This window comes from Nocardia carnea, from assembly GCF_029868855.1.
Classification (GTDB): Bacteria; Actinomycetota; Actinomycetes; order Mycobacteriales; family Mycobacteriaceae; genus Nocardia; species Nocardia carnea_A.
In genome coordinates this window covers 20,607-46,978 of record NZ_JARWOV010000031.1, presented here as the reverse complement: position 1 = coordinate 46,978, position 26,372 = coordinate 20,607, and the positions used below count along the sequence as shown (strand labels likewise).

At 67.0% G+C, this 26,372-nt stretch carries 31 protein-coding genes and 1 pseudogene; 18 read left to right on the top strand and 14 right to left on the bottom strand.

Annotated elements, in window-relative coordinates; genetic code table 11:
* Window positions 1–166 precede the first annotated feature (166 nt).
* From QH195_RS02710 to QH195_RS02700, 3 genes and pseudogenes are all read left to right on the top strand, one after another.
* Window positions 167–733 (top strand): annotated as a pseudogene (locus QH195_RS02710) (enoyl-CoA hydratase-related protein); the annotation flags it as partial.
* A gap of 6 nt (window positions 734–739) precedes the next feature.
* Entirely contained in the window at window positions 740–1,342 is a 603-nt protein-coding gene (locus QH195_RS02705; protein ID WP_280434216.1) for a TetR/AcrR family transcriptional regulator, read from the top strand.
* A gap of 145 nt (window positions 1,343–1,487) precedes the next feature.
* Complete coding sequence (locus QH195_RS02700; protein WP_280421006.1) at window positions 1,488–1,907, top strand: nuclear transport factor 2 family protein; 420 nt, start codon at window positions 1,488–1,490, stop codon at window positions 1,905–1,907.
* A gap of 37 nt (window positions 1,908–1,944) precedes the next feature.
* On the opposite strand, the gene QH195_RS02695 is transcribed toward QH195_RS02700, so the two are convergent.
* Window positions 1,945–2,322: a MarR family winged helix-turn-helix transcriptional regulator gene (locus QH195_RS02695; RefSeq protein ID WP_280434215.1), complete on the bottom strand. Its 378-nt coding sequence runs from the start codon at window positions 2,320–2,322 to the stop codon at window positions 1,945–1,947.
* Between QH195_RS02695 and QH195_RS02690 the strand changes: the two genes are divergently transcribed.
* A complete protein-coding gene (locus QH195_RS02690) occupies window positions 2,323–2,532 on the top strand; it encodes a hypothetical protein (protein ID WP_280434214.1) in 210 nt (69 codons plus the stop codon).
* A gap of 65 nt (window positions 2,533–2,597) precedes the next feature.
* On the opposite strand, the gene QH195_RS02685 is transcribed toward QH195_RS02690, so the two are convergent.
* On the bottom strand, window positions 2,598–3,032 hold the full coding sequence (locus tag QH195_RS02685) for a DoxX family protein (RefSeq protein ID WP_280434213.1): 435 nt from the start codon (window positions 3,030–3,032) through the stop codon (window positions 2,598–2,600).
* Window positions 3,033–3,127: 95 nt separating this feature from the next.
* Window positions 3,128–3,925, bottom strand: coding sequence for an ankyrin repeat domain-containing protein (locus QH195_RS02680; protein WP_280434212.1), 798 nt, complete (start codon window positions 3,923–3,925; stop codon window positions 3,128–3,130).
* A 104-nt stretch (window positions 3,926–4,029) separates the two neighbouring features.
* On the opposite strand from QH195_RS02680, the gene cynR reads away from it, so the two are divergent.
* Complete coding sequence (cynR, locus tag QH195_RS02675; RefSeq protein WP_280434211.1) at window positions 4,030–4,899, top strand: transcriptional regulator CynR; 870 nt, start codon at window positions 4,030–4,032, stop codon at window positions 4,897–4,899.
* A gap of 215 nt (window positions 4,900–5,114) precedes the next feature.
* Window positions 5,115–5,438 carry a hypothetical protein gene (locus QH195_RS02670; RefSeq protein WP_280434210.1) on the top strand — a complete coding sequence of 108 codons (324 nt, stop codon included), beginning with the start codon at window positions 5,115–5,117 and terminating at the stop codon, window positions 5,436–5,438.
* A gap of 97 nt (window positions 5,439–5,535) precedes the next feature.
* Here QH195_RS02670 and QH195_RS02665 read toward each other — a convergent pair whose 3' ends face one another.
* The 7 genes from QH195_RS02665 to QH195_RS02635 all read right to left on the bottom strand — a co-directional run bounded on the left by QH195_RS02665 (window position 5,536) and on the right by QH195_RS02635 (window position 10,625).
* Window positions 5,536–6,423 (bottom strand): oxidoreductase, encoded by an 888-nt coding sequence (locus QH195_RS02665; RefSeq protein ID WP_280434209.1) that lies wholly within the window; start codon window positions 6,421–6,423, stop codon window positions 5,536–5,538.
* 125 nt (window positions 6,424–6,548) lie between these two features.
* Window positions 6,549–6,974: an organic hydroperoxide resistance protein gene (locus tag QH195_RS02660; protein WP_033246407.1), complete on the bottom strand. Its 426-nt coding sequence runs from the start codon at window positions 6,972–6,974 to the stop codon at window positions 6,549–6,551.
* A gap of 8 nt (window positions 6,975–6,982) precedes the next feature.
* The gene (locus tag QH195_RS02655) at window positions 6,983–7,426 is read right to left on the bottom strand and encodes a MarR family winged helix-turn-helix transcriptional regulator (RefSeq protein WP_280434208.1); all 444 of its coding nucleotides are present in this window, start codon (window positions 7,424–7,426) and stop codon (window positions 6,983–6,985) included.
* A 101-nt stretch (window positions 7,427–7,527) separates the two neighbouring features.
* On the bottom strand, window positions 7,528–8,553 hold the full coding sequence (locus QH195_RS02650; RefSeq protein ID WP_280420997.1) for an SMP-30/gluconolactonase/LRE family protein: 1,026 nt from the start codon (window positions 8,551–8,553) through the stop codon (window positions 7,528–7,530).
* A 28-nt stretch (window positions 8,554–8,581) separates the two neighbouring features.
* Window positions 8,582–9,010 (bottom strand): pyridoxamine 5'-phosphate oxidase family protein, encoded by a 429-nt coding sequence (locus QH195_RS02645; protein WP_280434207.1) that lies wholly within the window; start codon window positions 9,008–9,010, stop codon window positions 8,582–8,584.
* 105 nt (window positions 9,011–9,115) lie between these two features.
* Window positions 9,116–9,982, bottom strand: a complete 867-nt coding sequence (locus QH195_RS02640) for an arylamine N-acetyltransferase family protein (RefSeq protein ID WP_280434206.1) — start codon at window positions 9,980–9,982, stop codon at window positions 9,116–9,118.
* Window positions 9,983–10,085: 103 nt separating this feature from the next.
* A complete protein-coding gene (locus QH195_RS02635) occupies window positions 10,086–10,625 on the bottom strand; it encodes a MarR family winged helix-turn-helix transcriptional regulator (protein WP_280434205.1) in 540 nt (179 codons plus the stop codon).
* 132 nt (window positions 10,626–10,757) lie between these two features.
* Here QH195_RS02635 and QH195_RS02630 point away from each other — a divergent pair, with 132 nt between their 5' ends.
* The 5 genes from QH195_RS02630 to QH195_RS02610 all read left to right on the top strand — a co-directional run bounded on the left by QH195_RS02630 (window position 10,758) and on the right by QH195_RS02610 (window position 14,578).
* On the top strand, window positions 10,758–11,657 hold the full coding sequence (locus QH195_RS02630; RefSeq protein WP_280434204.1) for an EamA family transporter: 900 nt from the start codon (window positions 10,758–10,760) through the stop codon (window positions 11,655–11,657).
* A complete protein-coding gene (locus tag QH195_RS02625; protein WP_280434203.1) occupies window positions 11,654–12,226 on the top strand; it encodes an NADPH-dependent FMN reductase in 573 nt (190 codons plus the stop codon). Before QH195_RS02630 ends, QH195_RS02625 begins: the two co-directional genes overlap by 4 nt.
* On the top strand, window positions 12,216–13,163 hold the full coding sequence (locus tag QH195_RS02620) for an NAD(P)-dependent oxidoreductase (RefSeq protein ID WP_280434202.1): 948 nt from the start codon (window positions 12,216–12,218) through the stop codon (window positions 13,161–13,163). The genes QH195_RS02625 and QH195_RS02620 overlap by 11 nt, the downstream gene beginning before the upstream one ends.
* 24 nt (window positions 13,164–13,187) lie before the next feature.
* Window positions 13,188–13,988 carry a class I SAM-dependent methyltransferase gene (locus tag QH195_RS02615; protein ID WP_280434201.1) on the top strand — a complete coding sequence of 267 codons (801 nt, stop codon included), beginning with the start codon at window positions 13,188–13,190 and terminating at the stop codon, window positions 13,986–13,988.
* Between the two features lie 101 nt (window positions 13,989–14,089).
* Window positions 14,090–14,578, top strand: coding sequence for a cupin domain-containing protein (locus QH195_RS02610; protein WP_280434200.1), 489 nt, complete (start codon window positions 14,090–14,092; stop codon window positions 14,576–14,578).
* A gap of 29 nt (window positions 14,579–14,607) precedes the next feature.
* Here QH195_RS02610 and QH195_RS02605 read toward each other — a convergent pair whose 3' ends face one another.
* Together QH195_RS02605 and QH195_RS02600 are read right to left on the bottom strand one after the other, a co-directional pair.
* Window positions 14,608–15,396: a DUF2332 domain-containing protein gene (locus QH195_RS02605; RefSeq protein WP_280434199.1), complete on the bottom strand. Its 789-nt coding sequence runs from the start codon at window positions 15,394–15,396 to the stop codon at window positions 14,608–14,610.
* 250 nt (window positions 15,397–15,646) lie between these two features.
* Complete coding sequence (locus tag QH195_RS02600) at window positions 15,647–16,234, bottom strand: hypothetical protein (RefSeq protein WP_280420986.1); 588 nt, start codon at window positions 16,232–16,234, stop codon at window positions 15,647–15,649.
* A gap of 203 nt (window positions 16,235–16,437) precedes the next feature.
* On the opposite strand from QH195_RS02600, the gene QH195_RS02595 reads away from it, so the two are divergent.
* Window positions 16,438–18,006 (top strand): MFS transporter, encoded by a 1,569-nt coding sequence (locus QH195_RS02595; protein WP_280434198.1) that lies wholly within the window; start codon window positions 16,438–16,440, stop codon window positions 18,004–18,006.
* Window positions 18,007–18,049: 43 nt separating this feature from the next.
* On the opposite strand, the gene QH195_RS02590 is transcribed toward QH195_RS02595, so the two are convergent.
* Entirely contained in the window at window positions 18,050–18,763 is a 714-nt protein-coding gene (locus QH195_RS02590; protein WP_280434197.1) for a GntR family transcriptional regulator, read from the bottom strand.
* Between the two features lie 99 nt (window positions 18,764–18,862).
* Between QH195_RS02590 and QH195_RS02585 the strand changes: the two genes are divergently transcribed.
* The 5 genes from QH195_RS02585 to QH195_RS02565 are packed head-to-tail and all read left to right on the top strand — an operon-like array spanning window position 18,863 to window position 23,947.
* Complete coding sequence (locus QH195_RS02585; RefSeq protein WP_280434196.1) at window positions 18,863–19,549, top strand: phosphonatase-like hydrolase; 687 nt, start codon at window positions 18,863–18,865, stop codon at window positions 19,547–19,549.
* Window positions 19,550–19,583: 34 nt separating this feature from the next.
* Entirely contained in the window at window positions 19,584–20,543 is a 960-nt protein-coding gene (locus QH195_RS02580) for a phosphate/phosphite/phosphonate ABC transporter substrate-binding protein (protein WP_280434195.1), read from the top strand.
* Window positions 20,544–20,547: 4 nt separating this feature from the next.
* Window positions 20,548–21,366 (top strand): phosphonate ABC transporter ATP-binding protein, encoded by an 819-nt coding sequence (gene phnC, locus QH195_RS02575; RefSeq protein ID WP_280420981.1) that lies wholly within the window; start codon window positions 20,548–20,550, stop codon window positions 21,364–21,366.
* On the top strand, window positions 21,363–22,955 hold the full coding sequence (gene phnE / locus QH195_RS02570) for a phosphonate ABC transporter, permease protein PhnE (protein ID WP_280420980.1): 1,593 nt from the start codon (window positions 21,363–21,365) through the stop codon (window positions 22,953–22,955). The genes phnC and phnE overlap by 4 nt, the downstream gene beginning before the upstream one ends.
* Entirely contained in the window at window positions 22,931–23,947 is a 1,017-nt protein-coding gene (locus QH195_RS02565; RefSeq protein WP_280434194.1) for a zinc-binding dehydrogenase, read from the top strand. The genes phnE and QH195_RS02565 overlap by 25 nt, the downstream gene beginning before the upstream one ends.
* A gap of 54 nt (window positions 23,948–24,001) precedes the next feature.
* Here the strand turns inward: QH195_RS02565 and QH195_RS02560 are convergent, their stop codons facing one another.
* Window positions 24,002–25,678, bottom strand: a complete 1,677-nt coding sequence (locus QH195_RS02560; protein ID WP_280434193.1) for a bifunctional metallophosphatase/5'-nucleotidase — start codon at window positions 25,676–25,678, stop codon at window positions 24,002–24,004.
* Between the two features lie 275 nt (window positions 25,679–25,953).
* Between QH195_RS02560 and QH195_RS02555 the strand changes: the two genes are divergently transcribed.
* Complete coding sequence (locus QH195_RS02555) at window positions 25,954–26,337, top strand: nuclear transport factor 2 family protein (RefSeq protein WP_280434192.1); 384 nt, start codon at window positions 25,954–25,956, stop codon at window positions 26,335–26,337.
* The last annotated feature ends 35 nt before the right edge of the window (window positions 26,338–26,372 follow it).

Genomic DNA, 26,372 nt, shown 5'->3' with positions numbered 1-26,372 from the left:
GGTATACCGGTGACCGTGACGACATGGGGGAAGATTCACACGGTTTCCGCATTGCTCACCGCCTGCATGTTCGGCCTGGTCGCCGCCTGCGCGGTCCCGCCGGGTCTTCGGCCGGCACCCGGGAGTCCCGGGCGCGCCCATCTTGCCCCCCGCGCGCCCCCCCCCCCCCCCCCCCGCCGCGGATATCCGCACCCAGTGGATGGTCCGGTTACTGCGCGCCGTTCTGGAACTGCCGAAACCGGTGGTCGCCCGGGTGGACGGCAATGTCCGGGCCGGTGGGATGGGCCTGCTCGCGGCCTGCGATATCGCCGTCGCGGGCCGCGGTAGCAGTTTCGCGCTCACCGAAGCCCGGCTCGGTTTGGCGCCCTTCGTCATCTCGCTGACCCTGTTGCCCAAGCTGACGGCCCGCGCCGCCGACCGCTACTTCCTGACCGGTGCGAAATTCGATGCCGATACCGCCGAACGTATCGGCCTCATCACCCTCGCCGCCGACGATCCACGGGCGACGACAACCGGTCTGCTGGCCGAACTCCGGCAGGGGTCTCCCCAGGGCCTCGCCGAGAGCAAACGGCTCACCACCGCGCCGGTGCTCGCCGAATTCGACCGGAGCGCGGACGAATTGGCGCAACGCTCGGGTCGTTTCTTCGGTACGCCCGAGGTGATCGAAGGGATGAAGGCATTCCTGCAGCGCCGTCCTCCCCGGTGGGCAGCGGAAACGCGCTCGGCAGAATAGGCAGTTATGGCGACACCGCATGAACCCAAACAGGACCGCAGCCGGGCCACCCGGCAGCGGCTCCTCGAGGCGACCATCGACTGCCTGGCCGAAAAAGGCTGGGCCGCCGCGACGGTTTCCGTGGTCGCCGAGCGGGCCGGAGTTTCCCGCGGTGCCGCCCAACACCATTTCCCCACCAGGGAAGACCTGATCACCGCCGCCCTCACCTATATGTTCGACACCCGCACGGACCAGGCGATGACGGCGGCGGTCACCGAATCCGGCCTGGCCCGCACCGAAGCTGTCGTCGCGGGTCTGGTCGAGTCCTACACGAGTCCCCTGTTCAAAGCGGCCCTCCAGGTGTGGACCCACGCCGCCGCCGACCCGGCCCTGCGCGAACGAATAGTTCCGCTGGAGGCCCGTTTCGGTCGCGGTGCCCACCGCCGCGCCGTCCGAGCCCTCGGGGTCGACGATTCCGACCCGGTAACCCACCACCTGGTCCAGGCCACCCTCGACCTCGCCCGCGGTCTCGGCCTGGCCGATGTCCTCACCGATGATTCCGCCCGCCGTAAACAGATCGTCCACCAGTGGGCGGCCACCCTGCACGAAGCCCTCGAAGCCCGGCGGTAATCGGGTCGGGTGTCCCCGGGCACATGCATCGCATCCAGGCGACCGGTTACCACCCCTGCATGGAATCCTTTACCTCTCAGGTAATCGCCATGACCTACCACGCACTGCGAACATCGGGTGACACAGACGAAGCCAGGAGTGCCCGATGACCGAAACCGCCGTTACCGACACCACCCGCGCCACCGTCGAGAGGTTTCTCGCGGCCCGCTCCACCGGCGATACCGCGGCTCTCACCGCGTTGTTCGCCGACGAGGTCGATTGGCAGCTGGCGGAAAACCCCGCGGTGCCCTGGATCAAGCCGCGCCGCACCGCCGCCGAATGCGCTGCCCAGTTCGACGACCTGATGGCACATGTCGTCGCCGAGGACGCCCGCGCCGAGATCGACACCTTCCTGGTCGACGGAGCGGACGCCGTCCTGTTCGGTCACGTCGCCGGTCGAGTACGCGCGACCGGGAAAACCTTCGAAGGCCCTTTCGCCCTCCGGCTGACCGTCGAGAACGACCGGATCACCCGGCACCACCTCTACGAGAACAGCGTCTCCATCGCCCAGGCCTGCCTCCCTTGACGACCTCCCCTCGGCCGTCCCGATCCGACTGCATATCTCAGGCGTTCAGATTCGTCGTCACTTCGCGGTATGCCTGAGTGGCGGCGGTGAAGTAGGCGGTCAGTCCCTCGCGCTGTGCGGGAGTGAGATCGGTGATCGCGGCGGCGATCGGTGCCTGCACGCGGGCCAGGATTTCGCCCAGTTGCTCGGGTTGCCGGCCGGTGGCGCGTACGAGTACCCGGCGGCGGTCGGCGTCGTCGGGTACGCGCTCGGCGAGGCCGGCGTTTGCCAGGCGGTCGACCGCGCGGGTGGTGGCACTCGGGGACAGGCCCAGTCGTTCGGCCAGTTGTCCGGTGGTCATCGGCCCGTCCACATCCAGCAGGCTCAGGGCCTGGTAATCCGTGGCACCGAGGCCGCATGCCTCGGCGGCGGCCAAGTGGAATCGGACGACCGAGGCGAGGTAGCGGCCCGCGGCGACACCTACGAGGGCGGCGTGCCGGATTCGCTCGCGAAGATCCAGTCCTACACGCTGGTGCGGCAGGACGATGCCTGGCGAGTCGCCGCCTTCCACAACACCGAACGCGGGAAGGTCATGGAACGGATCCAGTTCCTCTGGTATCCCGAAACCCGTCCGACCGTCGAATAGCGCAGGAACATATGCACTCTGCTTCCGTCACCCCGGGGTCTCGTGGTCCGGCCCCTGTTTCTGTGTCAGGCAGGCTCTGTCGTCGTCCGGCGCCACAGGGCTCGCCCGCCCAGCATCCCGTCGGCACTGAACCGCCCCGCGCCGACGCCGAGTAACAGCAGCGCACCGGCGCCGAGTACCACCACCAGTTCACCGCCGCCCTCACTGACGAACAGTCCCTTACCCGAGTGTGCGATCAGGTAGGCGCCGACCATATTCGCGAACAAGAGCACCGCCCAGACAGGAGTGGCAGCGCCGAGAATCAGGCCGGCACCGCCGACGAGTTCGATCGTGGCCGCGATGATCGCGGAGAGATCCGGTAGCGGGGCGCCCATCGACTCGAACCCTTGCTGGGTTGCGGCAATACCGTTGGTGAAGAATTTCTGCCAACCGTGTGCGACGAAGACGACGCCGAGGCCGACGCGGGCCACCAGGATCAGCAGATTACGGAATGTGCTCATAGTTTCGGTCCTTACTCGGAAGTGTGCGGGTCGGTTCGGAAGATCCGGTGGTCGCAATGGGCGAACAGCTACCGGTGAGGCATGCTCCCCGGTATTCAGCGTCGCGGCCCGTCGGCCGTGCCGCTCGCCCGGTGAGCATCGAGCATCGCGACGATCGCGGCCTGCCCGGGCCGCCGGGCATTTTCCGGTGCCGTACGCCCGGCTCCGTCGTGGATCGACGGGTCGGCACCTGCCGAGAGCAACGCGGCGACCACCTCCTGATACCGTGACGACCCGTCTCCGTAGACGATTGCTTCGTGCATGGCGGTCCAGCCCGAGTCGTTGATGTGGTTCACCTCCACACCCGCCTCGATCAGTCGCCGCACCGTCTCGACATGGCCGTGCTCGGCGGCCGGGATCAGTGCGGTACCGCCATAGCGGTTGAGGCTGCGTAGATCGGCCCCATGGGTGAGCGTCATCTCCAGGATCTCGTCCAGACCCTCCGCGCCGGCGTACAGATAGGCCGAATCCGCGAGATCGTCCGTGGCGTTCACGTCGGCGCCCGCGTCGATGAGCGCCCGGGCGGCCGTGGTGGCGCGGTTCTTGGCGGCGGCGACCAGCGGCGTGCGGCCGTGCTCGCCCCGGGTCTCCAGGTCGGCGCCCCGCGCGATCAGGTCCCGCACCTGTATCGCGTTATCGGTCGCTGCCGCCTGCCAGAGCTGTGCGTCGAGCGCGGGATCGGCGATTGCGGGCCGCGGCGCCGGCGGCGTGGTCGTGCGCTCGGCGGATGATGCGGTACCGGCGAGTGGGGCAGGCGGCGGGCCCGTCGGCTCCGTCGTGCACGCTGCCACCCCGACGGACAGCGCGGCGAGCGCGGCGACGAGTGCCGCGCCGGGGCGCGCGGTGGGCCTCATGGTTTCCTCCTGGTCGGACGATCTAGTCCACCGTGCCCAACAGGCGCGATAGTTTCCAAGAGTTGTTTTCCATCGTTCCTATAGGCCACAGCTATAGTCGGTGAATGGAGCTGCGCCACCTCAGGTACCTGCTCGCCGTCGCCGATCACGGCAACTTCACCCGGGCGGCTGTTGCTCTCCACATCTCCCAGCCGACGCTGTCGCAACAGATAAAGCAGCTCGAACGGTCTCTGGGTGTGCTGCTACTCGACCGCTCGGGTCGTACGGTGCGCCTCACCGATGCCGGTGCGGCCTACGCCGGGCACGCTCGGCGCGCCCTCCGCGACCTCGACGCCGCCGAACGCGCGGTCCACGACGTCCAGGACCTGTCCCGCGGGCACCTGCGCATAGCCATGACCCCCACCTTCACCACCTACCTCATCGGCCCGCTCGTCCACCGGTTCCGGACCGCGCACCCGGGTATCACGCTCACCGTCCAGGAGACGACCCAGGACCGCATCGAAACCGACCTGATGGCCGACCGTCTCGACCTCGGTATCGCATTCGCCGGCGAGCACACCGCCGGAATCGACCACACCGCCTTGTTCACCGAGGAACTCAGCTTGGTGGTCGGGTCGGGGCACCACCTGGCGACCGCGCCGGGGCCGCTTCCGGTCGAACAACTCACCGGCGAACCGCTCGGCCTGCTCACCGGCGATTTCGCCACCCGCCTGTATATCGACCGGTACTTCGCCGAATGCGGTATCACCCCGCGGGTAGCGGTCGAAGCCAATTCCATCAGTGCCCTACTGCAATTCGTCCGCCGCGGTTCGCCGGCCACCGTGCTCCCGGACGCGATCACCCGGGAACGCCCCGATCTGCATCCGATCGCGCTGACCCCACCCTTGCCCACCCGAACCGTCGAACTCCTGCGCCGCAGAACCGCGTACCACTCCGCGGCGGCCCGCGCGTTCGCCGCGATCGCCGGCGCCTGACGGCCCGCCATCGGTAACGCGCGGCGGTCCGGAACGAAAGAACTCGAAGAAGGCCCAGGTAGCGAGCGTGGTCGGTAGTTTGTGAGACGGGTTCGGCCGCAGGGGGGGACGACCCGGTTCACGCCGTTGTTCGATCGCGATCGGTGTTCGGTAGTTCGGGTTCGTTGCGCAGCAAGGCACGCGGATCGCGGCCTTGCCGATGAGAAGGGGCGTGAATGGCGGATACAAGACGTTCGAGACGTACGGACCGGGTGGTCGCCGCGGTTATCACCTTGGGCACCAGGCTTTCCGAAGGATGGTTACGCCACGAGCTCGCGGTGGCGTCCATCGTGCTCTCGTTGTTCACCCTCGTGATGGGGCTGATATCCGAGCACGCGGGATGGCGGATCGGATACTGCGCCGCGGGCGCCGCGGGTGTTACCGCGTCTGTGCTGGTACTGCGCAGAGACGGGTCCCGGCAGTGGGTGGCCTCGATCGCGATAGCTGTGCTGAACGTGATCCTGCTGACCGTGTACGGGCGAATGTCCGGGGGTTTGTGAGGACCGGCGAAATCCCCCGGCGCCCGGGATGACGGCATACCGGGCGCCACGGTCCGCAGGGCAGCCGGACCGCGCGCCGCCGGGTGTAGCGGTTGATTCAGCGAAGGCCGAACGCGACCTCGGTGAGTTCCTCGGAAACATCCCACAGTCGTTGCGCGGTGCGCACATCACTGGCTCCGGCCGAACGGCCGACCAGGGTGGGGTAACCGTGCAGTTCCCCGCGGCCGTCCGGGCCCACGTAGCTCGCTCCGGGCAGATCCTGCGTCGCGGCGAACAGGGTGGGCCGGGCGGCCTGTTCCGGCGTCTGGGCAAGAATCCTGCCCGCCAGGTGCACCAGCCCGACCAGGTACTTGTTGCGGTCCCGCGTGCCCAGCTCGGTGGCCGCGTATCCCGGATGCGCCGCCATCGAGCGGATATCCGAATCCGCCCGCCGCAGCCGGCGTTCGAGCTCGAGGGTGAACAGCAGGTTCGCGAGTTTGGCGCGGGCGTAGGCCTTCACCGGGTTGTATCCACGTTTCGCGAAATCGAGATCGTCGAAGTCGATGGTGCCCGAGCGGTGCAGACCGGAGGACAGTGTCACCACGCGGTCGGTGATATGTGGCAGCAGCAGATTGGTGAGCGCGAAATGCCCGAGGTGGTTTGTGCCGAACTGCATTTCGAAACCGTCCACGGTCCGCGATTCGGGCACCATCGCGACTCCGGCGTTGTTCACGAGAATCGAGATCTCACCGTCCCAAGCGTCGGCGAATGCCCGCACGGAGGAGAGATCGGCGAGGTCGAGCCGGCGCACCTCGTTACTGCCACCGATCCGCCGTGCGGCCTCGGCGCCACGGTCGAGGTCACGGACGGCGAGCACGGTATGCGCCCCGGCGCGGGCGAACGCGGTGGCGGTACCGAACCCCACGCCGCTGTTCGCGCCGGTGACGATGACGGTTCGGCCGTCGAGCGCGGGGAGGTCGGCGGCGGTCCAATGCGTGGAACTCATGGCCCCGACGGTATCGGGCTCCGCCGGACCCGGCGACCCTTCGGCATCGTCGTCATCGCGAACTGCGCCCGGCGCGACTGTCCGAAGCCTGCGCCGGGCGGGGCCTGGACCGTCCCGGGCATTGCTCAGTCGTCGGTGACGACCACGTCGACGTCGATATTGCCGCGTACCGCGTTGGAGTACGGGCACACCTGATGCGCGGCGTCGGCGAGTTCCTGGGCCGCGGCATGGTCGAGGGTGGGGATGACGACCTCGAGCGTGACGGCCAGGCCGAACCCGCCGCTCCCGTTGGGCCCGATGCCGACCCGCGCGCCGACGCTGGAGTCGCCGATTTCCACTTTCTTCGTACGGGCGACGAGTTGCAGCGCGGAGTGGAAGCATGCGGCATAACCGGCGGCGAACAACTGTTCCGGGTTGGCCCCGTCACCGCTGCCGCCCATTTCCTTGGGCATGGCCAGTTGCAGGTCGATCCGTCCGTCCGGAGTGCGGGTGCGGCCGTTGCGGCCGGCGCCGGTGGAGATCGCTTCGGCGGTGTAGGCGATATCGGGCATCGAATTCCTCATTCCTGGTTGTCTTCCCGGGTCTGCGATTCGCAGAACCGGGTGGCGAGATCACGCAGTAGAACGGCTTCTTCGGGAGAGACCTGGAATTTCCGTCGAACTCGGCGCTGCACGTCGGCAACCCGTGGCTGCAAGCGTCGGCCCGTCTCGGTGAGATGGATGGTGACCAGCCGCTCGTCGGCATCCTCGCGCCGTTTCTCCACGAAGCCGAGCGTCTGCAGTCGCCGCAGCAGCGGTGACAAGGTTCCGCTGTCCAGCCGTAGCCGCTTACCGAGCGCCGAGACGGTGATGCCGTCCTTTTCCCACAGGGCCAGCAACGTGACGTACTGGGTGTAGGTGAGTCCGAGCTCGCCGAGCCCGTCCCGGTATGCGTTCGACGCCACTCGCGCCGCCGAGTACAGCGCGAAGCAGACTTGCGAGTCCAGCAGCAGGTCTTCTTCCACGTGATCGATAGTGCCACGCAATCAAGCAGAGCGCAACTTAGTTGTGCGCAACTTAATTGCGCCAAATATCGCGCTACCGGTAGCAGCCGCCGGAGCGTTGCCTATCCCCGAGGCACCTGAGTCACTGCAATGGCCGACTCCTCCAGGCTGCCGAGGATCAGCGTCCCTTCGTGTTCGACGACTCCGGTGACCGCGGCATAGTCCGTGCCGTCGCGCTGTAGGTCGTGGGCGATCGAACCGTCCATCGCCACGCCGAGTACCCAGGTGGTCCGCGCAGGGGCAGGCTTCCATCGGTCGGGCAATGCCCAGGCCGCGGTACGCAGCATGCCGGGCAGTGGCAGCAGCGCGTCGAGCAGCGGGTTGCGGGGCGAAACCAGGGTCACCCAGATCAGTCCGTCGCTACCCAGCGCAATGTTGTCGGGAAATCCGGGAAGGTTGTCCGCCAGCGTTTCCCGCGTTCCTGTTTTCGGGCCGTGTAACCAATAACGGGTGAGGCGGTAGGCGGCGGTTTCGGCGACGATCAGCGACTCGCCGCCGGGAGAGAATGCGACACCGTTGGCGAATTGCAGGTCGTCGAGCAGGATATTCACCGCGCCGTCGGCCGTCCGGCGCAGCAACCTGCCGGTGCCCGAATGCTCGAACACGTCTCCGAGCCACTGCGCCAGTGGCCAGCGGGTCGAGGAGGCGGTGAAGTAGATGGTTCCGTCACCGGAATCCTCGACGACATTGCTTGCGAATTCGAGTTTCCGGCCCTCGACCTCGTCGGCCAGGACCTCGATCGGCCGTCCCGGTCCCGGCCAGCGCAGCAGACCACGCTCCGCATCGCAGACGAGCAGCGAGCCGTCCTGTCGGGCGTGCAGTCCGAGGGGGCGGCCGCCTGTGTCGGCCACTGTGGTGACCGCTGCGGTATCTGTCTCGACGCGAAGGATCTCACCGGAGGCGAGGCCCGTATAAACGGCCCCGTCCACACCGCGAACCACGTCTTCGGGTCCAGGTCCGGGCAGTTCGATACGCCGGACCGGTGGCAGCGGTGGTGTGCTGACCTTCTGCTTCGCCCGTGCGGGTGCCGGTGGAGGTGTCCAGCGATGCGGCCGCAGGCGCGTCGCCGAGCGAGCGGCGGTGTTCATGATTCCTCCGGTCCTGGCGGGTACGTCGTCAGAGAGCGTAGCGGTGCACGGTTTCCGGGTGGAGGACGACGCGGAGCAGATCACCTGCCAGTATCCCGGCGAGTGTTTCGGCTCGGGTCTGGTCGGTGAGATCCCAATAGCGCGGGGCGAGACGGGAACACAGGTCGTGCGCGCCGTCGGTCTCTATGGTGGTGCGGCCGGAGATCGCCACCCAGCGCTCGCGCTCACCCACCGGTGCCGCGACGACGATCGAGGCACGGGGGTCTCGGCGTAGCCGGCGCACCTTCAGCGCGTCCGGTTCCGTGAAGAACTGGATCGTTCCTTCCGGGGTGGCCTCGAACCACACCGGCCGGGGCTGCGGCGGCTGGGTTACCCCGGCGACGGACAGGAATCCGTGCAGGGGGCGTGCGAGGAATTCGAGATCGGCGGGGGTCAGGTGGCCGGAATCGTCGCTCATAGTCGTGAGTCAACGGCATTCGCTCGCTCGAATCCATAGTCGAAACGCCAGAGCATCTGCGTGATCGTCTGCGGAATCCGGCCGGGGTGCGCAGGGGCCTGCTGATCAACCCGCCGCCCACGGTTGGTCGAGGAGCTTCGCTACCTCGGCGGCATCGAGTTCTATATCGAAGGTCTCGGTGAATACCTTCGGTAGTTCGGTTCGTTCCAGTTCGCGGGTTTCACCGGTGCCGTCCGGATAGCCAGTGTTCAAGGTGAGGCCGTCGAGCATGTAATGAACCTCGGGATGCATCCGCTGCAAGACCGGCCGCGTGGTGAACGGTGAATGCGAGGAAGTCGACACATAATGATTACCGACGACATAATCGATCCGGTATTGCGGATTCATAGAGACGGTGCGGCGCGCCGACCAGCCGTCGCGGTTGAAATGGCGCAGCGTCCACAATTCACCGCCCAGGATGCCGGCATCGCGTTCCAGCCGGAAACGCCAGGCGCCGACGGTGAATTCCGCGTCGCATACGTTCAATTCGATCGGTTCCAGCGGCCCGGACCCGAAGCCGACGTCGCACAACCAGATTCGATCGTCGCCGGGCGCGGTCACTCGGAGCATCGCATGGGTGGCAGCCAGTAGTTTGTCGTTCTCGCCCATGAAGATGCGGGCGGACAGCCCGGTGACGCCGAAACCGAGACGTTCCGATACGGCTGCGAACAATGCGGAACTCTCGAAGCAGTAGCCACCGCGCCGGCGCCGGACCATCTTGTCCTGCAATGAGTCCACATCCAGCAGGATCGGTCGTCCGAGGAGGATTTCCAGGTTCTCGAATGGGAAGGTCGTGGTGTGCAGGTAGACCAAGCTGCGTAGCGTCGTCGGTGTCGGTGTCCGCTCTCCTTCGAAGCCGATGCGGTCCAGGTATGCGTCCAGATCCACCTCATCGCCATTCCAGTGGTAGGACGGATCCGATACGTTGTACATGCTTTCTTCTTTCTCGTCGGTTCCGTCACTGCGGCGAATCCGTTGTTCCCGTGCTCGTTTCGGAATGCTGAGGTCGATGGTCGAGAGGCTGTTTCCGCCCGGGTCAGGTGCCCTCGGCCGGTTTCCCGGTGGCGCGATCGCGGTCGAGACGGTCCCCGAAATGTTCGAGCAGGCGGCGTAGTTCGCCGGTGAATCGCCGGTAGTCGGCGGGGGCGTATTCGGGGAGGAGCCGGGCTTCGTTGGCCAGATGCTCTCGGAAGACCCGGTCGATGACCTCGATCCCGTGCGCGGTGAGGCGTACGCGTATCGAGCGGCGGTCGTGCGAGTCCCGGACGCGTTCGACGAGGTCTTTGGCCTCCATCCGGTCGATGCGGTTGGTGACCGTACTCGAGGTGATCATTGCTGCCTCGAGTAGTGCGCCGGGGGTCAATTCGTAGGGTGGCCCGGCACGGCGCAGGGTGGTGAGCACATCGAACTCCCACACCTCGAGCCCGTGGCCGGCGTAGAAATCTTTCAGTGCGCGGTCGAGTATGCGCGACAGTCGCTGCACTCGCCCCACGATTGCGACCGGCCACAGGTCCTCGGCCAGTTCCGGTGCTTCGTGCCGCCAGAGATCCATGATCACGTCGACGGTATCGGTCACGCTCACTCCTTATCTCGATGTCAAGGGATCGGTCTCGCTCAGTATGCCATATATATCTCGATATCAAGAGACTTGACGTCGACATTATCGACGTGCTTTTATCTCGATGTCGAGATAAGTGGAGGTTGTGGAATGGTCGTCGTCGCCACCCCGGTATCGGAGGCAACCGGCCGCGAGTCGGTACCGACGCGGGACCTGCTGCTCACTCTGGTCGCGCCGGCGAGCTTCGGAACCGTCTACGCCGCAACAGTTCTGCTGCTACCGGCGGATCGGCCACTGCTGGCCGCCTGCCTGCGGGCACTGCCCGCGGGCCTGCTCATCCTGGCGTTCACCCGGACGTTGCCGTGGGGGCCGTGGTGGTGGAAGACCGCGGTGCTCGCCATGCTCAACGTCGGCGCGTTCTTCCCGCTGCTGTTCGTGGCCGCGTATCGGCTGCCCGGCGGGCTGGCCGCGACCATCGGGGCGCTCCAGCCCCTGGTCGTCGCGGTTATGGCAGTTCCGTTGCTGAAGACCCGTACCCCGCGTGCGGTTCTGGTCGCCTCCGCGGTGGTCGCGGCCGGTGTCGCACTGCTGACCACCACCGCGGCCGCCACACCCGACCCGCTCGGTGTCGTCGCCATGCTCGCGGCTACCTCGCTGATGGCGCTGGCAATCGTCCTCGGCAAGAAATGGGGGTCGCCGGTTCCGCCGCTGACCATGACCGGATGGCAACTCACCATCGGTGGGCTGGCGCTGCTGCCGCTGATGCTCACCACCGAAGGGCTGCCCGCGACACTCACCGTCACGAACCTGATCGGGTACACCTACATCGGGATCGTCGGCACTGCACTCGCCTACACCCTGTGGTTACGCGGAGTGCAGCGAATCGCGCCGGCCTCCGTATCGCTGCTGTCGACCGCGAACCCGCTCGTCGCCACCGTGGCCGGGCTTCTCCTGCTGGGTCAGACCCTCACCCTCTGGCAGATCATCGGATTCACCCTTGCCCTCGGCGCACTCGTCGCGGGCCCGGCAATGAACAGGAAACCGAAATGACCACAACAACAGACGAATACCGTGTACTGGCGCTTTCTGGGAGCCTGCGCACAAATTCCTACAACACCGCGCTGCTGCGCGCCGCCCGGCTACTCGGCAGGGCCTCCATGTGCGTTCAGGTGTACCCGGGTCTCGGCGATCTGCCGCTGTACAACCAGGACCTGGAACAGGATCCACTGCCGGCCGCTGTTCGGGATCTGCACCAGCACATGTCCCGGGCCGATGCGCTCCTGTTCGCGACGCCGGAGCACAACGCATCGATCCCGGCAGCACTGAAGAACGCGATCGACTGGATGAGCCGGATGCCGGACGGTGCGGGAATGGCAGGCAAACCCGCTGCAGTTACCAGTGCTTCCCCGGGAGCTCTCGGTGGGGTACGAGCGCAGCTCGCGCTGCGCCAGACCCTCGCGGGAGTAGGTGCCGACGTTCTCACCGGACCGGAAGTGATCGTTTCCCATGCCCACGAACGTTTCGACGCCGCCGGCGAGCTGACCGACGAGTTCAGCCGGAAACTCCTGGTCGAACTGTTGACCGCCCTGGAGCTGCGGATAGAGCAACGTGGCCGATAAGGATCGCGCCGCGTTCCGGTCATCTCATCCCACCTATATCGACGAGAACGGAGAAGTAATGGAAATCGGAGTAATCGGCCTGGGGGAGATGGGCTCCGCACTGGCTTCCGCCCTGTTGGAGGCCGGTCACGCGGTTACGGTGTGGAACCGGTCGGTGGCCAAGGCCGGTCCGCTGGTGGCAGCCGGGGCGGTACTGGCCGCGTCTGCCGAGGCTGTCGCGAGTGCGGCGCGGTTGGTGGTCGTCAATGTCCAGGGTGGGGATACCGCGGTGGAACTGCTGCGCTCGATGGGCCCGGAGTTGCCGGGCCGCGCTGTGGTCAACCTGACGGACAGCACATCCGAGCAGGTCGAGGCGGTGGCACGGCTCGCCTCGGAGCACGACGCGCAATACCTGCACGGACAGATCATGACTATCGCCCCCGCGATCGGCGCCTCGGATACCGTCATCTTCTACGGCGGAGCGCGGCCGCTGTTCGACCGCCACGAAGCGGTGCTGCGGGCTCTCGGCGGTCGTCCGACCTATATTTCGCCGGACCCGACGACGCCCGTCCTGTACGGGATGGCCGTACACGGAACCATGTGGGGACTGCTCAACGGTTACCTCCATGCCGCAGCGCTTCTCGGGCAGGCCGGGATCTCGTTGCGCCGCTTCGTCGAGGATACGGAGCCGAGCATGACGGGCATGATGTCGCTGTTTCCGATGCTCGCGGATGAGATCGACCGCGGCGATTACGCGACACCCTTCGGCGCGCTCAAACATCATCTCCCTTCCGTGGGCGACCTGCTCGACGAAAGCCGGTCCAGGGGGATCGACACGGATCTGCCCGAATACACGAGACGGGTAGTTGCCGAAGCCCTCGCGGCGGGATACGGCGACGACAGTTATTCCCGGCTGGTGGAACATTTCAACGGTGCCTGCGGAGTGTGGCCGGAATAGTTGAAAACCGTTATCGTTACGCCTATGTCTGTGCACGATCGCTCCACCCGGGCCTTCGATACCGCCGCCGCCGATTTCGATCGCCTGGGCGAGTATCTGTGGCGGCCGATTGCCGCGGCTACCTTGAAGCGCACCGCCCCGGCTCCCGGAGAGCGGGTATTCGACGCCTGCTGCGGCACAGGTGCGTCGGCGCTGCCCACCGCGGAGCGGGTCGGGCCGGCGGGGCGGGTGGATGCGGTCGACCTGTCCGGGGCGTTGATCGATGTCCTGCGGCGGCGCGCCTCCGGCTACTCCCAGCTGCACCCGCAGGTCGGTGACGTCACCGCTTGGCCACACGACGGCTATGACCTGGTGCAGGTGGTGCTGGGGATTTTCTTCTTCCCGGAGATGACCGCCGGAACCGAATCCCTGATCGGCCGGGTTCGTCCCGGCGGCCGCGCCGGTTTCACGATCTGGCGGCGTGGTGCGGTCGAAACCGCGGGAAAGCATCTCGGGGCAGCGGTCGCCGCGGTCACCGGCGCGACACCGCCACCGCCGCGGCCACCGCATCTCGTCGACGAGCTCAACCAGCCGGACCCGTTCCGCGGCTGGCTCGGCGAACGCGGTCTCACCGATGTCACCGTTGCCGAGCACGAACTCCGGCTCTCGATGACCCCCGAGATCGCCTGGCTGCTCGTCACGGGATCCGGGTTCGCGGGCGCCCTCGCCGATCTCGACGAGTCGCAGACCGCAGCGGTCCGCGACGCCTACCTGACCTCCCTCGACACTGCCGGAGTGAGCGAACTCGACGCCACCACTCTGATCGGTGTCGGCACGCGGCGGTAGTGGCGATCCACCTCGCGTTCGCCTGCCGTGGCGGCGACAGCGGATTACAGTCGGTGAGGTCGGCGGAATCGCCGGTGCCGCAAGACGAAAGAGGGCTGATCATGACCGCGATCGGTCGTGGTGGCGTCCGTAATCCGTGGACGCAGGCGACGTATGGTTACTACAATACTCGATTCGAACAGTCGCTCACCGAGCAGGACACCGCCGGACAACTGACCATGATGCGGATGACGCTCAACCCCGATTCCGCGCCGCCGCTGCATTTCCATACGCGGGAGGACGAATTCTGGACGGTGGTTTCGGGACGGGTGCGGTTCTGGCTCGGCGGATCCACCTTGGAGAGCTGCGCGGTACAGGAAGCCGAGCCCGGCGCCTTCGTATTCGGTCCGCGCAATGTCGCGCACACCTTTCAGACCATCGCCGAAACAGCCGAGGTGCTGATCGGTAACACCCCGGGAGCGCTGGAGGGTTATTTCACCGGAGTCGGTGCCGCGGATGCTCGCCACGACGACGCGAACACCGATGTCCTGGAGGACTACGGTGTGTTCTTCATCGGCCCGCCGCCGGTTTGGAGCGAATGGAACAGGTGACGCCGGTGGTCCGTGGACGGTCCGGATGATCATCCACAGCCCGGCGGGCCGGGCGGGGAGTCCGTCAGCCAGCTCAGCATTCGGCCCCGTGACCAGCAGCGGCCGATGGCCTCGGTATGCAGAGTCGCACCGTCGAACACCGCCAGGCCGATGATGCTGTGGCCGGAAGCGCGCCGATCGCCGAGTGTGGGTACTGCGGGGGCGACTCCGACGCCTTCGACCGAAACCCAGGCCACCACGCGACCGGCGGCCGACTCGTCGAGTCGGTGCAGGAAGCGCAGCCGGCGTTCGAGCGGGAACCGGGACAGCGCCCATGTCGTCGTGACGACGGCCAGGGCGTCCGCGGGGATCCGGGCGATGGCTTCGGGTAGCAGGTCGATGGGGTCGCCGCGCAGGAGTTGCGGGGTGGTCGCGGTGGTCAACGAGATTTCGGCGTCCAGCCGAGCCGGCAACTCCGGCCGGTCCGGCGGGATGCTGTCACGTAGCCGGCGGGCCTCAGCAGGGTCGGTTACGTCGACGGGGTCGTTGTCGATGCCGATACGGGCGAGAACCTGTGGCATGGTTCGTGCCGGGACGGGGCGGTGGCCGACGATCGCGGACGACAGCTGGACCGGGGAATGCGGGTCGCCCAGCGGTGGTCCGTTCCGGTAGGTGATTCCGACGCGGTCTACGGTCAAATCGAAACCGGCACCGCAGCTCACATCTATCAGCCCGACAGCCTTCGTGCCCACCCGGCGGGCCGTCTCGGTGACGGCCGGATACAGCACTGCCCGGACCTCGGTCGATGTGGGCGAGGTTTTCCTTGCCGTTCGGTTCATGTAGGTGAATCGTATCGTTGAAACGACGGTTGATACCTGAACCGAGATATACCGCTGTTTCGGCTTTCAACTCTCAAAACGTATACGGCCGGCGCTGATCCGCTGGACCGCGGAGGGGCGCGGTCGGATCGCTCTCGATGTCAGTTCTGTGGCAGATCGGCCGGGCCCTGAGTTGGTGGGCCCGGCCGACCTGCTGGTGTAGGGACATCAACGAATGCGCCGTTGTATAGCGGCACTACATGCGACGGTGTCAGAACGCGCTACCTGTCCCCGGAAGGCCCGGCAGCCCGGCCATCGGCAGGGGCAGGTGCGGCAGCGACGGCAGGTGCAGTGCCGGGATCGCCGGCAGCAGCGCCGGCGGGGGCGGCGGGATATGCGGGTTGGGCATGTTCCAGGTGTGATTCTGGGTGCCGCCGCCGTTGTTGTGCCCATGGTCGGCCGGTGTGTCGTGGTCGCGGCCGCCGCCGTAGCCGGCGTGTGAGTCGCGGCTCTCCCGGCCGTTGTGGCCGCTGTTGAACTGGTCGTTCCAGCCGTCGTAATTCTGCTGGTTGTGGTCGCGATACCCGTAGTGGCCGTTGTCGTCCCAGCCGAAATCGTTATCGCCGATACCGTAATCACCGGGTGTGTTGTCGCCGAGCCTGTTGTCGCCGAAGTTGCTACCGCCGTCGTTGTCGCGGCCGCCGGAACTGTGGGAATCGCGGTCGCTGATCTGCGCCGCACCGGCCGGGTCCGCGAGGGCGGTGCCGGTGGTGACAGCCAGGGGTGCGAGAGCGATAACTGCGATCGCGGCGATCCGTGCGGCGATGCGCCGGGTGCGCTGTTCGGGGTTTCGGTTCATCGGTGGAGTCCTCACTCGTCGCGCCCCGTGTGCCTGGGTGGTTGTGCCTTCGGGAGCGGTGATCGATACAACAGTTACCGTACCGCTGAACAACGGCACGATCAATAGGTATTTGTAAACTGCCCTTGAACACGAAGCCGCCGGTGGTATCCACCGCCCCCGCACATCGGTACATCCGGTGAGGGGGTGGGTAGCCTGTGCCGGTGAAAACGAGCGAAAACCCGCCGGGCGCTACGAGTCGCCGGGGTACGGCGCTTGCCGCGGTCACCGCCGTAGTGTTCGTGACCTTCCTGGACACCACGATCGTCAGCGTCGCGCTCGGTGCTATCCGCAGTGAACTGAAAACCGATGTGACCGCGCTGCAATGGGTCGTCAACGGCTACGGCCTGGTATTCGCGGGCCTCATGCTGGCGGGCGGATCGCTGGGCGACCGCTGGGGCCGCAAGCGAGTCATGATCGCCGGGCTCGTGATCTTCTGTGCCGGTTCGGTGGTTTCGGCACTCGCGGCCGGTGCGGGTGCCCTCATCGCCGGGCGCGTAATCATGGGTGTGGGCGCGGCCGCATCGGAGCCGGGAACTCTTTCAGTACTGCGGCATATCTTCCCCGGTGAACGGGCGCGCGCGAAGGCGCTCGGGGTATGGGCGGCAGCCTCCGGGCTGGCTTTGGCAGCCGGACCGGTGCTGGGCGGTGTGCTGGTGCACGCATACGGCTGGCGTTCGATCTTCTGGTTCAACCTGGTGATCGGGGCGGTGGCGCTGGTGGCCGCGCTGTGGTCGGTGCCGGAGAGCGCCGATCCGCGCCCCGACCCCATCGACTGGGCCGGTGCGCTGCTCGGCGCCGGATTCCTCGGGGCGGTCATCTACGCCGCGACCAGCGGCGAGGAAGTGGGTTACACCGCGCCTTCGGTGATCGCGTTGTTCGTGCTCGGTGCGATCGCGCTGGTCGCTTTCGTCGCCGTCGAGCAACGGGCCCGCGCGCCCATGCTCGACTTCCGGTATCTGCGCCTGCCGACGGTGCGCAGCGCGCTGGTCGTCGCCTTCGCGGTGTACTTCGGCGTGTTCTCGATCTTCTTCTTCACCGCCCTGTATCTGCAAGTGATGCACTCGTATTCAGGGGCGCGCACGGCCGCGGTATTCGCGCCGATGGCCGCCACAATCATCATCGGGTCGCTGGCAGCGGGCTATTGGGTGGGTCGTCACGGAGCGCGGATCCCGATGATCGCCGGCTGCGTGCTGGGTGCCGGCGGGATCCTGCTGACCCGTCTGGCGCTCGCCGGCCCGGTGCACGATCTGCCACTGGCGGGTGCGATGGGGGTGGCGGGAGCGGGATTCGGCATTGCGGTGGTGCCGTTGACCTCGGCGGTGATGTCGGCGGTGCCGCCCGAGCACTCGGGTATGGCCGCCGCGGTGACCAACACGATGCGTCAGGTCGGTTCCGTGTTCGGGGTGGCAGTACTCGGGGTTCTGGTGAATTCGCTGCTCACCGCGGATCTGCAACAGCGCATGACGGAACTGGGGTTACCGCCGGAATTACAACCCGGCGCGGTCGAGGCCGTCGAACGTGGTGGCATTCCCGAGGGCCTCGACATCACGCCCTATTTTCCGTATCTGGGGAAACTGAACGAGGTCATCGAAACTGGGAAAGTCGCCTTCCATCACGGTCTGGACGTGGCGCTGCTGGTTTCGGCGATCATGATCCTGGCCGCGGCGGCGTTCACGGCCTTTCAGGGAAGCTCGTCCCGCCCCGGTACCGATTCGACGAAGAGCTTGTGACGGTCATCAAGCGGACTGCCCTGCAGATCCGCTCGAATCGGTGCTACGGGGTTTGGATGGCGGTGAATGTCATGCGGTCGCCGCGGTACAGGGAACGGCGGTGTTCGATGGGCACCCCGTCCGGGTCGTAGGAGACGCGTTTCAGCAGGAACATCGGGGTGCGGGTGTCGACGGTGAGCAGGGCGGCCTCCCGGGCGTCGGGCAGGGTGGTTTCTATACTGTCCACCGCCCTGGCGAAAGCTATGCCGCGGTCGGCGATTTCGGCGTACAGCGACTGGGTGTAGTCGAAGGTATCGATCAACCCGGGGTAGCGGTAGGCCGGCAGCCGGGTGGTTTCGAGGCCGAGGCGCACGCCGTCGGTGGTGAGAACGCGTTCGAGCTGGATCACCGGATCGCCCGGGTCGATGGCGAGTTGGGTGGCGAGTTCCACATCGGCGGTGAGCCGAGTCCAGCCGACGAGAATTCGGGTGGCGGTGCGGCCTTCGGCGCGGGCCGCTTCGGTGTAGGAGCCGAGTGCAAGGGGGAGAACGAGTTTCGGTCCGGCCACCAGAGTTGTCTTGCCCTGGCGTTCGATCCGCCCGGCGACCAGTAATTCCCGGAGTGCCTGCCGCACCGTTTCCCGGGCCACGTCGAAACGCACCGCGAGGTCGCGTTCGGAGGGGACGGTGGCACCTACATCCAGCCCGTCGAGCAGTTCTTCGATGCTCGCGCGCACGATCTGGTGTTTGAGAACCCGGGGTTCCACGGTCGACGTCACGCTCCAACCCTACCGCGATGCTGGTCTATACCAGCTGTTAACCCAAGGTTCGCTCAACGGCAGCTCCCTGGTCTATACCAGCATGGCATTCTCGGTGCTGTGCAAGACAACAGTGAGATCGCCCTGGCAGTACTGGATATGGCCGGAACGACCGTCGCCGACGACGGCGTCGTGATTGCGGCCTTCGACGACGCCGCCACGGCGGTGGGTCTGCCGCCGACCGGCCCCGAGCGCGAGAGCGCCCGCCGCTACGTGCTGGACACCATGGGGCAGTCGAAAATCGTGGTCTTTCGTGCACTGTTCGGCTCCGAGCGCAAAGCAGCAGAAGCCAACGCGGCCTTCGAATCCGCCTACGAACGCTACGTCGACGAGGGCGCGCTCGAGCCGATCCCGGGTGCCCGGGAAGCCATCGCGAAACTTCGCGCGGGCGGAATCAAGGTCGCGCTGACCACCGGATTCAGCCGGTCCACCCAGCGCCGCATCCTCACCGCACTCGGCTGGACCGAAGTTGCCGATCTGGTGCTGGCCCCCGCCGATGCCGGGCGCGGCCGCCCCTACCCCGATCTGGTGCTCACCGCATTGCTACGGGCCGAGGTCGACGATGTCCGCCAGGTGGCGGTGGTCGGCGACACCTCCAGCGATATCACTTCCGGCCTCCGGGCAGGCGCTTCCATCGTGGCGGGCACCCTCACCGGCGCGCACGACGCGCAGACCCTGCGTGAGGCCGGCGCCACCCACCTCCTCGACACCGTTGCCGAACTCCCCGACCTGCTCTTGTCCGCCTGATCCCGTTCGACCCCGACTCCTCCGAGGACGTTCCATGTTCTTCCGCCGTCGCCATACCGTTGCCGCCGTACTCGCCGGCCTGGCGCTCACCCTGTCCGCCTGTTCCGGCTCCGATTCCGAGGCACTGAACGAGCAGGGGTACCCCGAAACCCTGACACTCGCCGCCATCCCGGCCGAGAACTCCACCGATCTGAAAGCCAGCTACGAACCGGTGATCGCCCTGCTGGAGCGGGAAACCGGAGCGAAGGTCGATTTCGTGCAGGCCTCCGACTACGCGGGGGTGGTCGAGGGGCTGATCGCCGGAAATGTCGACCTGGCCTTCTTCGGCCCCTTCGCCTACGTCGTGGCCGGTGTGAACGGCGCGGAGATGACCCCGCTGGGTGCGGTCGTGCAGGACAAGGGCACACCGCCCGGCTACCGGTCCTACGGCCTCGCCCGTGCGGACAACGACCGGGTCAACGGGCTCGGGGACTTCGAGGGCAAGAAGGTCTGCTTCGTCGACCCCGGGTCGACCTCCGGATTCCTCTACCCCACAGCCGGTTTGATCGAGAACAAGGTGATCGCCTCCGGGGCGGAAGCGGACCTCTCCGCCGGCCTGCACCCGATCTACGCAGGTGGTCACGATGCCTCCGCACTGGCCATCGCCGCCGGTGACTGCGATGCCGGATTCGCATTCGACACCATGGTCGACAAAACCCTGGTCGAGAAGGGCGACCTGAAGCCGGGCCAGCTCAAGACGGTGTGGAAATCGGAAACGATCGCCGGTTCGGTATTCGCCGCGAACAACGAGCTCGGCACCGAAACCGTCGGCAAACTGAAGACCATCTTCACCGAGAAGGTCAACGCCGATTACATGCTCGGCGAGGGCCTGTGCACCGGCGACTGCCGGATCACCGACGAACGGGTGTGGGGCGTCGTCCCCGCCACCGACGCCGACTACGACGGCGTGCGCCACGTATGTGAAGTAACCGGCTCCGAGAAGTGCAAGGGCTGATCCGATGCCTCCGGCACCGCACCGTCCGACTGTCGCCGGCGACGACACCGTCATCTCTGCCCAGTCGGTCACCAAGAAATTCGGCGCAACCACCGCGCTCGACGACGTGTCCTTCGAGGTGCACCGCAGTGAAATGGTCGTGCTGCTGGGGCTTTCCGGCTCCGGCAAGTCGACCCTGCTGCGCTGCCTCAACGGCCTGCACGCGGTGAGTTCGGGCCGGATCGAGGTGGACGGGACCCGCGTCGACCTCGCCTCCGGCGGCCGCCTGCGGGCTCTGCGGCGCGATGTGGGATTCGTCTTCCAGCAGTTCAACCTGGTCGGGCGGCTCAGCTGCCTGGAAAACGTGCTCATCGGCGGACTCGGCCGGATCACGCTACCCCGCTACGGGGCGCTCACCTACCCGAAACGGATGCGGGCCGAGGCGCTGGCGCATCTCGACCGGGTCGGGTTGGCCGAGCTCGCCGAACGCCGCGCCGATACGCTCTCCGGTGGCCAGCAGCAGCGGGTCGCGATCGCGCGCACTCTCATGCAGCAGCCCAAGGTCCTGCTCGCGGACGAACCCGTCGCCTCGCTCGACCCCGAGAACGCGGGGGTGGTGATGGACCTGCTGTTCCGGGTGTGCATCGAGGAGAAACTGACGGTGCTGTGCACACTGCACCAGGTGGATCTGGCGATGGGCTGGGCGCACCGGCTGATCGGATTGCGGGGTGGCGCGAAGGTCCTCGACCGCCCGGCGGTGGGCCTGTCCCGGGACGAGGTCATGGAGATCTATCAGCGGGTCGAACCGGCGGCGGCCGGGTCGAACGCCGTCGAACCACGATGAGTGCGTTGCTCGCCCCGCCCCGGTCGGCCGCGAAACCGCCGGTACCGAACACGATTCGCGCTGTGCTGTTGCGGGCCTGTGCCGCGGCGGCGGTACTGGCGACCCTGGCCGGCGCCTGGTACATCGATTTCGCGCCCGCCACCCTCGTCGACGGTCTCGACGAGATCGCCGCGCTCCTGGAACGGATGCTGCCGCCGCGGCTCGACGACCCCGGCCGCATCTCCGCCCTCGCCGTCGAAACCTTGCTGATGGCAATACTCGGCACCGTACTGGCCGCGCTGGTTTCGGTGCCGCTGGCGTTCCTCGCCGCCCGTAACACCACCCCTCATCCCGTGGTCTACGGTGCGGCGAGGGCCGTCATCACGTTCTGCCGGGCCATGCCGGATCTGCTGTTCGCGGCACTGTTCGTCCGCGCGCTGGGCATCGGTGTCCTGCCCGGAATTCTGGCATTGGCGCTGCATTCGATCGGGATGCTCGGCAAACTGTTCGCCGACGCCATCGAGCAGACCGATGCGGGCCCGCGGGAAGCGGTGCGCGCCACCGGCGCCGGATATTACCGGGAGATGCTGAACGCAGTCGTGCCGCAGGCGATCCCCTCCTGGATCAGCACTTTCGTCTACCGCATCGATATCAACCTGCGGATGTCGGTGGTACTCGGCTTCGTCGGCGCCGGCGGGATCGGCTTCGCGCTGCAGGACGCGCTGCGCGGTCTGATCTACCCGCGTGCGCTCGGTATCGTCGCCGTGATCCTGGTGATCATCGCGGCCATGGAAGTCCTCACCATCGTCATCCGGCGCACGCTGCTGACGCCCTCACAGGCAGGGCCGCGTCGAGACCGGCAGACGCGCTTCGCATTCGGTGCGCTGCTCGCGGCCACCTGTCTCGCTTCGCTTGTCGTCCTCGATATCGACCCGTTCTCGCTGCTGACCTGGCCGTGGCCCTCGTTCGAGGTCTTCGGCCGGCTGGTACCGCCGAACTTCGACGCGCTCGGCGCCGACCTCTTCGACGCCGCCGTCCAGACCATCGCCATCGGTTCGGTGGCGACTGCGATCGGGGTGGTGCTCTCGATTCCGCTCGGTATCCTCGGGGCGGCAAATATCGCACCGCATCCGGTGCTGTACTGGCCGGCCCGAGCCTGGATCCTGGTGGTGCGTGCGGTTCCGGAGCTGATCATTGCGGTGGTGTTCGTCGCGGCGCTCGGTCTCGGTCCGATCGCCGGGACCTGCGCGCTGGCCATCGGCTCGATCGGTTTCCTCGGCAAACTCGTCGCCGATGCGGTGGAGGAGATCGATCCCGGGCCGCTGGAGGCGGTCCGCGCGGTCGGCGGCGGCTGGTGGAAAACCCTGTTCGCCGCGGTCATCCCGCAGGCCGTACCGGCACTGATCGGTTCCAGCCTGTATCTGCTCGACGTCAATATACGCACTTCGACGGTGCTGGGCATCGTCGGCGCGGGCGGTATCGGATATCTGCTGTTCGAGGCTATCCGGACGCTGAACTTCGATATCGCGGGCGCGATCGTCCTGGTCGTCTTCGTCATCGTCTACACCATCGAAAGGCTTTCCGGATGGATACGCTCCCTCGTCGTCTGACCCGGGCGGCCGTCTGGTCCGCCGACGGGGTGCGGGTCCGCGAGGTCGAGTTGCCGGCACCTGGACCAGGGGAACTCCTGGTCCGCGTGGACCTGGCCACAGTCTGCGGTAGCGATCTGCACACCGTATCCGGGCGTCGCTCAGCACCGTCACCGTCGATACTGGGACACGAAGCGGTCGGCCGGGTGGTGGCCGCGGGGCCCGGCGCCGACCAGGAGGCCGGCGACCGTATCGTCTGGTCGGTCACTGCCATCTGCGGCCGGTGCGCCCGCTGCCGGCGCGGCTTCACCGCCAAATGCGAACACGTGCGCAAGGTCGGGCACGAGGCGTTCACGGGCGACTGGCCGTTGTCCGGTGGATACGCCGAACATATTTTGCTCCCCACCGGAGTCACCACTGTCTCGGTCCCCGAAACGGTTCCCGACGCTGTGGCGGCACCCGCCGGTTGTGCGACCGCGACCGTGATGGCGGTGCTGGACGCGGCCGGGGACCTGGCCGGCCGGCGCCGGGGGATCTGCGGCGCCGGCATGCTCGGGGTCACCGCGGTCGGCGCCTGTGCCGAACGCGGAGCACGAGTGTCGATCAGTGATCCACATCCGGAACGGCGCGATCTCGCCTCCCGGTTCGGCGCCGCCCCGGATACCGGTGGTGGATCGGTCGATATCGTCCTGGACTTCTCCGGATCCGCCACGGCGGTGGCCGCCGCGTTGTCCCGCCTCGATCTCGGTGGGACTGTGGTACTGGCCGGTTCGGTCACGCCCGGTCCCACCGTCGCGCTCGATCCCGAAGCGGTCGTGCGGGGCTGGCTCACCATCACCGGCGTGCACAACTACGAGCCCCGCCACCTCGTGCACGCCGTCGAGTTCCTGACCAGGACCCATGACACGCTGCCGTGGAACGGGCTGGTCGCCGCCCCCGTCGGGTTGGACGCGATCGATACGGTTCTCACACCCCCGCCGCGGGAGGTGTTGCGTGCCTCGGTCAACCCGTGAATTCGCAGGCCCCAGTCGGAGCCGGTGCTCGTTCGCCGCGGCGCGGTACCTCGCTCAGCGGCGCTGGATCCGTGCTTCCGGGGGCTCCACCGGGCCCCGGTTCCGGAGGTAGGTCTCCAGGGCGTCGAGGTCGGTGGGGCCCACCGTGGTGTCGGTGCCGCGGGTGAAGGTGGTGAAACCGTCGCCGCCGGAGGCGAGGAAGTTGTTGGTGCTCACTCGGTAGACCGCTACCTCGTCGAGCGGTTCACCGCCGATGCGTACCGAATCAGCGATCACCTTTTCGCCGGGTGGGGCGGAGTCGTCGTAGGCGTAGGAGAGGCCGGATACGGAGAGAACTGCGGGTTTGCTCGTGTTGGCCCACTGTTGTTCGAGCAGGTCCAGGAGCTGGCGGCCGGTGAGGGCGAGCGTGACGACCTGGTTACCGAAAGGCTGGGTTTCGTAGAGGTTCCCGTAGGTGATGGGCCCGGGATCGATATCGGCGCGGACCCCGCCCGGGTTCATGAAGGCCGCCACCGCCTGCGCGGATTCGCCGGTGACCGCGAGCATGGCATCGGCGATGACCGCACCCAGTGGGGATTCGCCGGTCGCGCTGGCGCGCGCGAGCGGCGCGGTGGCGGTGCCGACCACTCGTCCGGCGCGCGGAGCGGCCTGGCCCGCGAAGAAATCGATCAGTCCGGTGACCGCGGGGTCGGGTTCCACATCGCGGGTGACCACGCGGTTCACGGCATCAGCGGTGACCCGGCCGTCGTCGAAGCGCAGGGTGATGTCGGTGATCAGGCGTCCGTAGGAGGAGCCCTGAGTGACCACCTTGCCGTCGAATTCGCAGACGTAGGGCTGATGGCTGTGGGCGGTCGAGATGACCTGCACGGCCGGGTCGGTGCGGGCGGCGAGCTCGGGGACGTCGGGGCTGATCTCGGCGCATCCGTTGTAGTCGGTGGTTTTCGCCGGGGTGCCCTGACCACCGCCGTCGTGAACCAGCGCGATCACGGTCTCCGCGCCGGCCCTCTTCATTTCGGGGACGTATCTGTTGATGGCTTCCGCCTGGTCACCGAAGGTGTAACCGCGGATGCCCTCCGGGAAGACGAGGTTCACGGTATCGGGGGTCACCGTGCCCACCACCCCGATCCGGTGCCCGCCGACTTCCAGCATCTTCCACGGCCGGACCTCTGGTGGCAGCTCGCCGCGTGGGCCGGTCAGGTTGGCGGCCAGGAAATCGAAATCCGCGCCGGTGAACGGTTGCCCGGGCGCGCAGCCGTCCAGCGCGCAACCGCCTTTGCTCAGCCGCGCCAGTTCGAGCACTCCGTGATCGAGTTCGTGGTTGCCCACCGCCGATACCGCGGTACCGATCTCGTTCAGGAACGCGATGGTCGGCTCGTCGTGGAACAGCGAGGACACCAGTGGGCTCGCGCCGATATTGTCGCCGGCCGACAGTACGGCGCTGTCCGGGTAGGCCGCGCGTAACCGATCCAGATGCGTCGACAGGTAGGCGGCGCCACCCGCGGTGTATTCACCGATCAATCCGTTGCTCGCCTCTGGCGGTTCCAGATGTCCGTGCAGGTCGTTGAAGCCGAACAGATGCACTTCGCCCGGCTCGGCCGCCGGGAGATCAGCGGTGGAAACCAGCGGTACGGTGCCGGGTGGTGCGGGTTCGCCGCTTCCGGAACACCCGGCCAGCAGGACGACACTCAACGCGACAGCGCAACCGGACGCGGCCCGACGCAGAACGCTCATACCGCCCCACTCTGACAGCACAGTTCGGCCATCGGACAACGCCACGGTGAACTCCTGCCGCCACGCCGACAAGTACTTGCCGGACCGGCGATACTCCTGCCGGCCGGGGCCGCGGCCTGTTCCCCGGATGCGCACTCGGGTCCGGCGTTGCGGTCCGGCGGAAAACCGAGTTCCGAGTTGTGCTCATCGGGCGCGCGGGCAGCGATGTTGGACTACCCTGGGCACCCATTACTTAAAAGCGTTACCTACGTGTGTAACTCGGCAAGGAGCGGTTGATGGCGGTTCGGAAACTGATGGAGGAATACTACGAGCTCATCGACTCCGGGCGGCTCGCCGAGGCGGCCGCCCTGATGACCGATGACGCGAAGCTGACTTTCGCGAACGCCGAACCGGTGATCGGCCGGGACGCCGCTACCGCGTCCATCCAGTACGTACTCGACCAGACCACGAAGATCGAACACAAGGTGGTGCACTGGATCGAGCCGCATCCGGCCACCGACGATATCACCGAGGTGATGTTCGAGATCCGGATCCACTACTGGCTGAAGAGCGGTAAAGAGGTCGATATCCCGGGCGCGGTGTACGCAACGGTGAACGCGGACAACAAGATCACCGAACAGCGCCTGTACGGGGATCTCACCGAGGTCTTCGCCGGCTGAACCCCGGCCTCACACAGGGCAGCCCCGGACGAATG

What these genes read in the sequence shown, in the direction of transcription:
- QH195_RS02660 (WP_033246407.1), bottom strand. Translation starts at nt 6,974, where the DNA reads ATGCCCGATATCGCCTACACCGCCGAAGCGATCTCCACCGGCGCCGGC.
- QH195_RS02630 (WP_280434204.1), top strand. Translation starts at nt 10,758, where the DNA reads ATGGTCGTCGTCGCCACCCCGGTATCGGAGGCAACCGGCCGCGAGTCG.
- QH195_RS02580 (WP_280434195.1), top strand. Translation starts at nt 19,584, where the DNA reads ATGTTCTTCCGCCGTCGCCATACCGTTGCCGCCGTACTCGCCGGCCTG.
- QH195_RS02565 (WP_280434194.1), top strand. Translation starts at nt 22,931, where the DNA reads ATGGATACGCTCCCTCGTCGTCTGACCCGGGCGGCCGTCTGGTCCGCC.
- QH195_RS02680 (WP_280434212.1), bottom strand. Translation starts at nt 3,925, where the DNA reads ATGAGGCCCACCGCGCGCCCCGGCGCGGCACTCGTCGCCGCGCTCGCC.
- QH195_RS02560 (WP_280434193.1), bottom strand. Translation starts at nt 25,678, where the DNA reads ATGAGCGTTCTGCGTCGGGCCGCGTCCGGTTGCGCTGTCGCGTTGAGT.
- QH195_RS02665 (WP_280434209.1), bottom strand. Translation starts at nt 6,423, where the DNA reads ATGAGTTCCACGCATTGGACCGCCGCCGACCTCCCCGCGCTCGACGGC.
- QH195_RS02705 (WP_280434216.1), top strand. Translation starts at nt 740, where the DNA reads ATGGCGACACCGCATGAACCCAAACAGGACCGCAGCCGGGCCACCCGG.
- QH195_RS02640 (WP_280434206.1), bottom strand. Translation starts at nt 9,982, where the DNA reads ATGTACAACGTATCGGATCCGTCCTACCACTGGAATGGCGATGAGGTG.
- QH195_RS02555 (WP_280434192.1), top strand. Translation starts at nt 25,954, where the DNA reads ATGGCGGTTCGGAAACTGATGGAGGAATACTACGAGCTCATCGACTCC.
- QH195_RS02600 (WP_280420986.1), bottom strand. Translation starts at nt 16,234, where the DNA reads ATGAACCGAAACCCCGAACAGCGCACCCGGCGCATCGCCGCACGGATC.
- QH195_RS02685 (WP_280434213.1), bottom strand. Translation starts at nt 3,032, where the DNA reads ATGAGCACATTCCGTAATCTGCTGATCCTGGTGGCCCGCGTCGGCCTC.
- phnC (WP_280420981.1), top strand. Translation starts at nt 20,548, where the DNA reads ATGCCTCCGGCACCGCACCGTCCGACTGTCGCCGGCGACGACACCGTC.
- QH195_RS02700 (WP_280421006.1), top strand. Translation starts at nt 1,488, where the DNA reads ATGACCGAAACCGCCGTTACCGACACCACCCGCGCCACCGTCGAGAGG.
- QH195_RS02670 (WP_280434210.1), top strand. Translation starts at nt 5,115, where the DNA reads ATGGCGGATACAAGACGTTCGAGACGTACGGACCGGGTGGTCGCCGCG.
- QH195_RS02605 (WP_280434199.1), bottom strand. Translation starts at nt 15,396, where the DNA reads ATGAACCGAACGGCAAGGAAAACCTCGCCCACATCGACCGAGGTCCGG.
- QH195_RS02625 (WP_280434203.1), top strand. Translation starts at nt 11,654, where the DNA reads ATGACCACAACAACAGACGAATACCGTGTACTGGCGCTTTCTGGGAGC.
- QH195_RS02650 (WP_280420997.1), bottom strand. Translation starts at nt 8,553, where the DNA reads ATGAACACCGCCGCTCGCTCGGCGACGCGCCTGCGGCCGCATCGCTGG.
- phnE (WP_280420980.1), top strand. Translation starts at nt 21,363, where the DNA reads ATGAGTGCGTTGCTCGCCCCGCCCCGGTCGGCCGCGAAACCGCCGGTA.
- QH195_RS02615 (WP_280434201.1), top strand. Translation starts at nt 13,188, where the DNA reads ATGTCTGTGCACGATCGCTCCACCCGGGCCTTCGATACCGCCGCCGCC.
- QH195_RS02645 (WP_280434207.1), bottom strand. Translation starts at nt 9,010, where the DNA reads ATGAGCGACGATTCCGGCCACCTGACCCCCGCCGATCTCGAATTCCTC.
- cynR (WP_280434211.1), top strand. Translation starts at nt 4,030, where the DNA reads ATGGAGCTGCGCCACCTCAGGTACCTGCTCGCCGTCGCCGATCACGGC.
- QH195_RS02610 (WP_280434200.1), top strand. Translation starts at nt 14,090, where the DNA reads ATGACCGCGATCGGTCGTGGTGGCGTCCGTAATCCGTGGACGCAGGCG.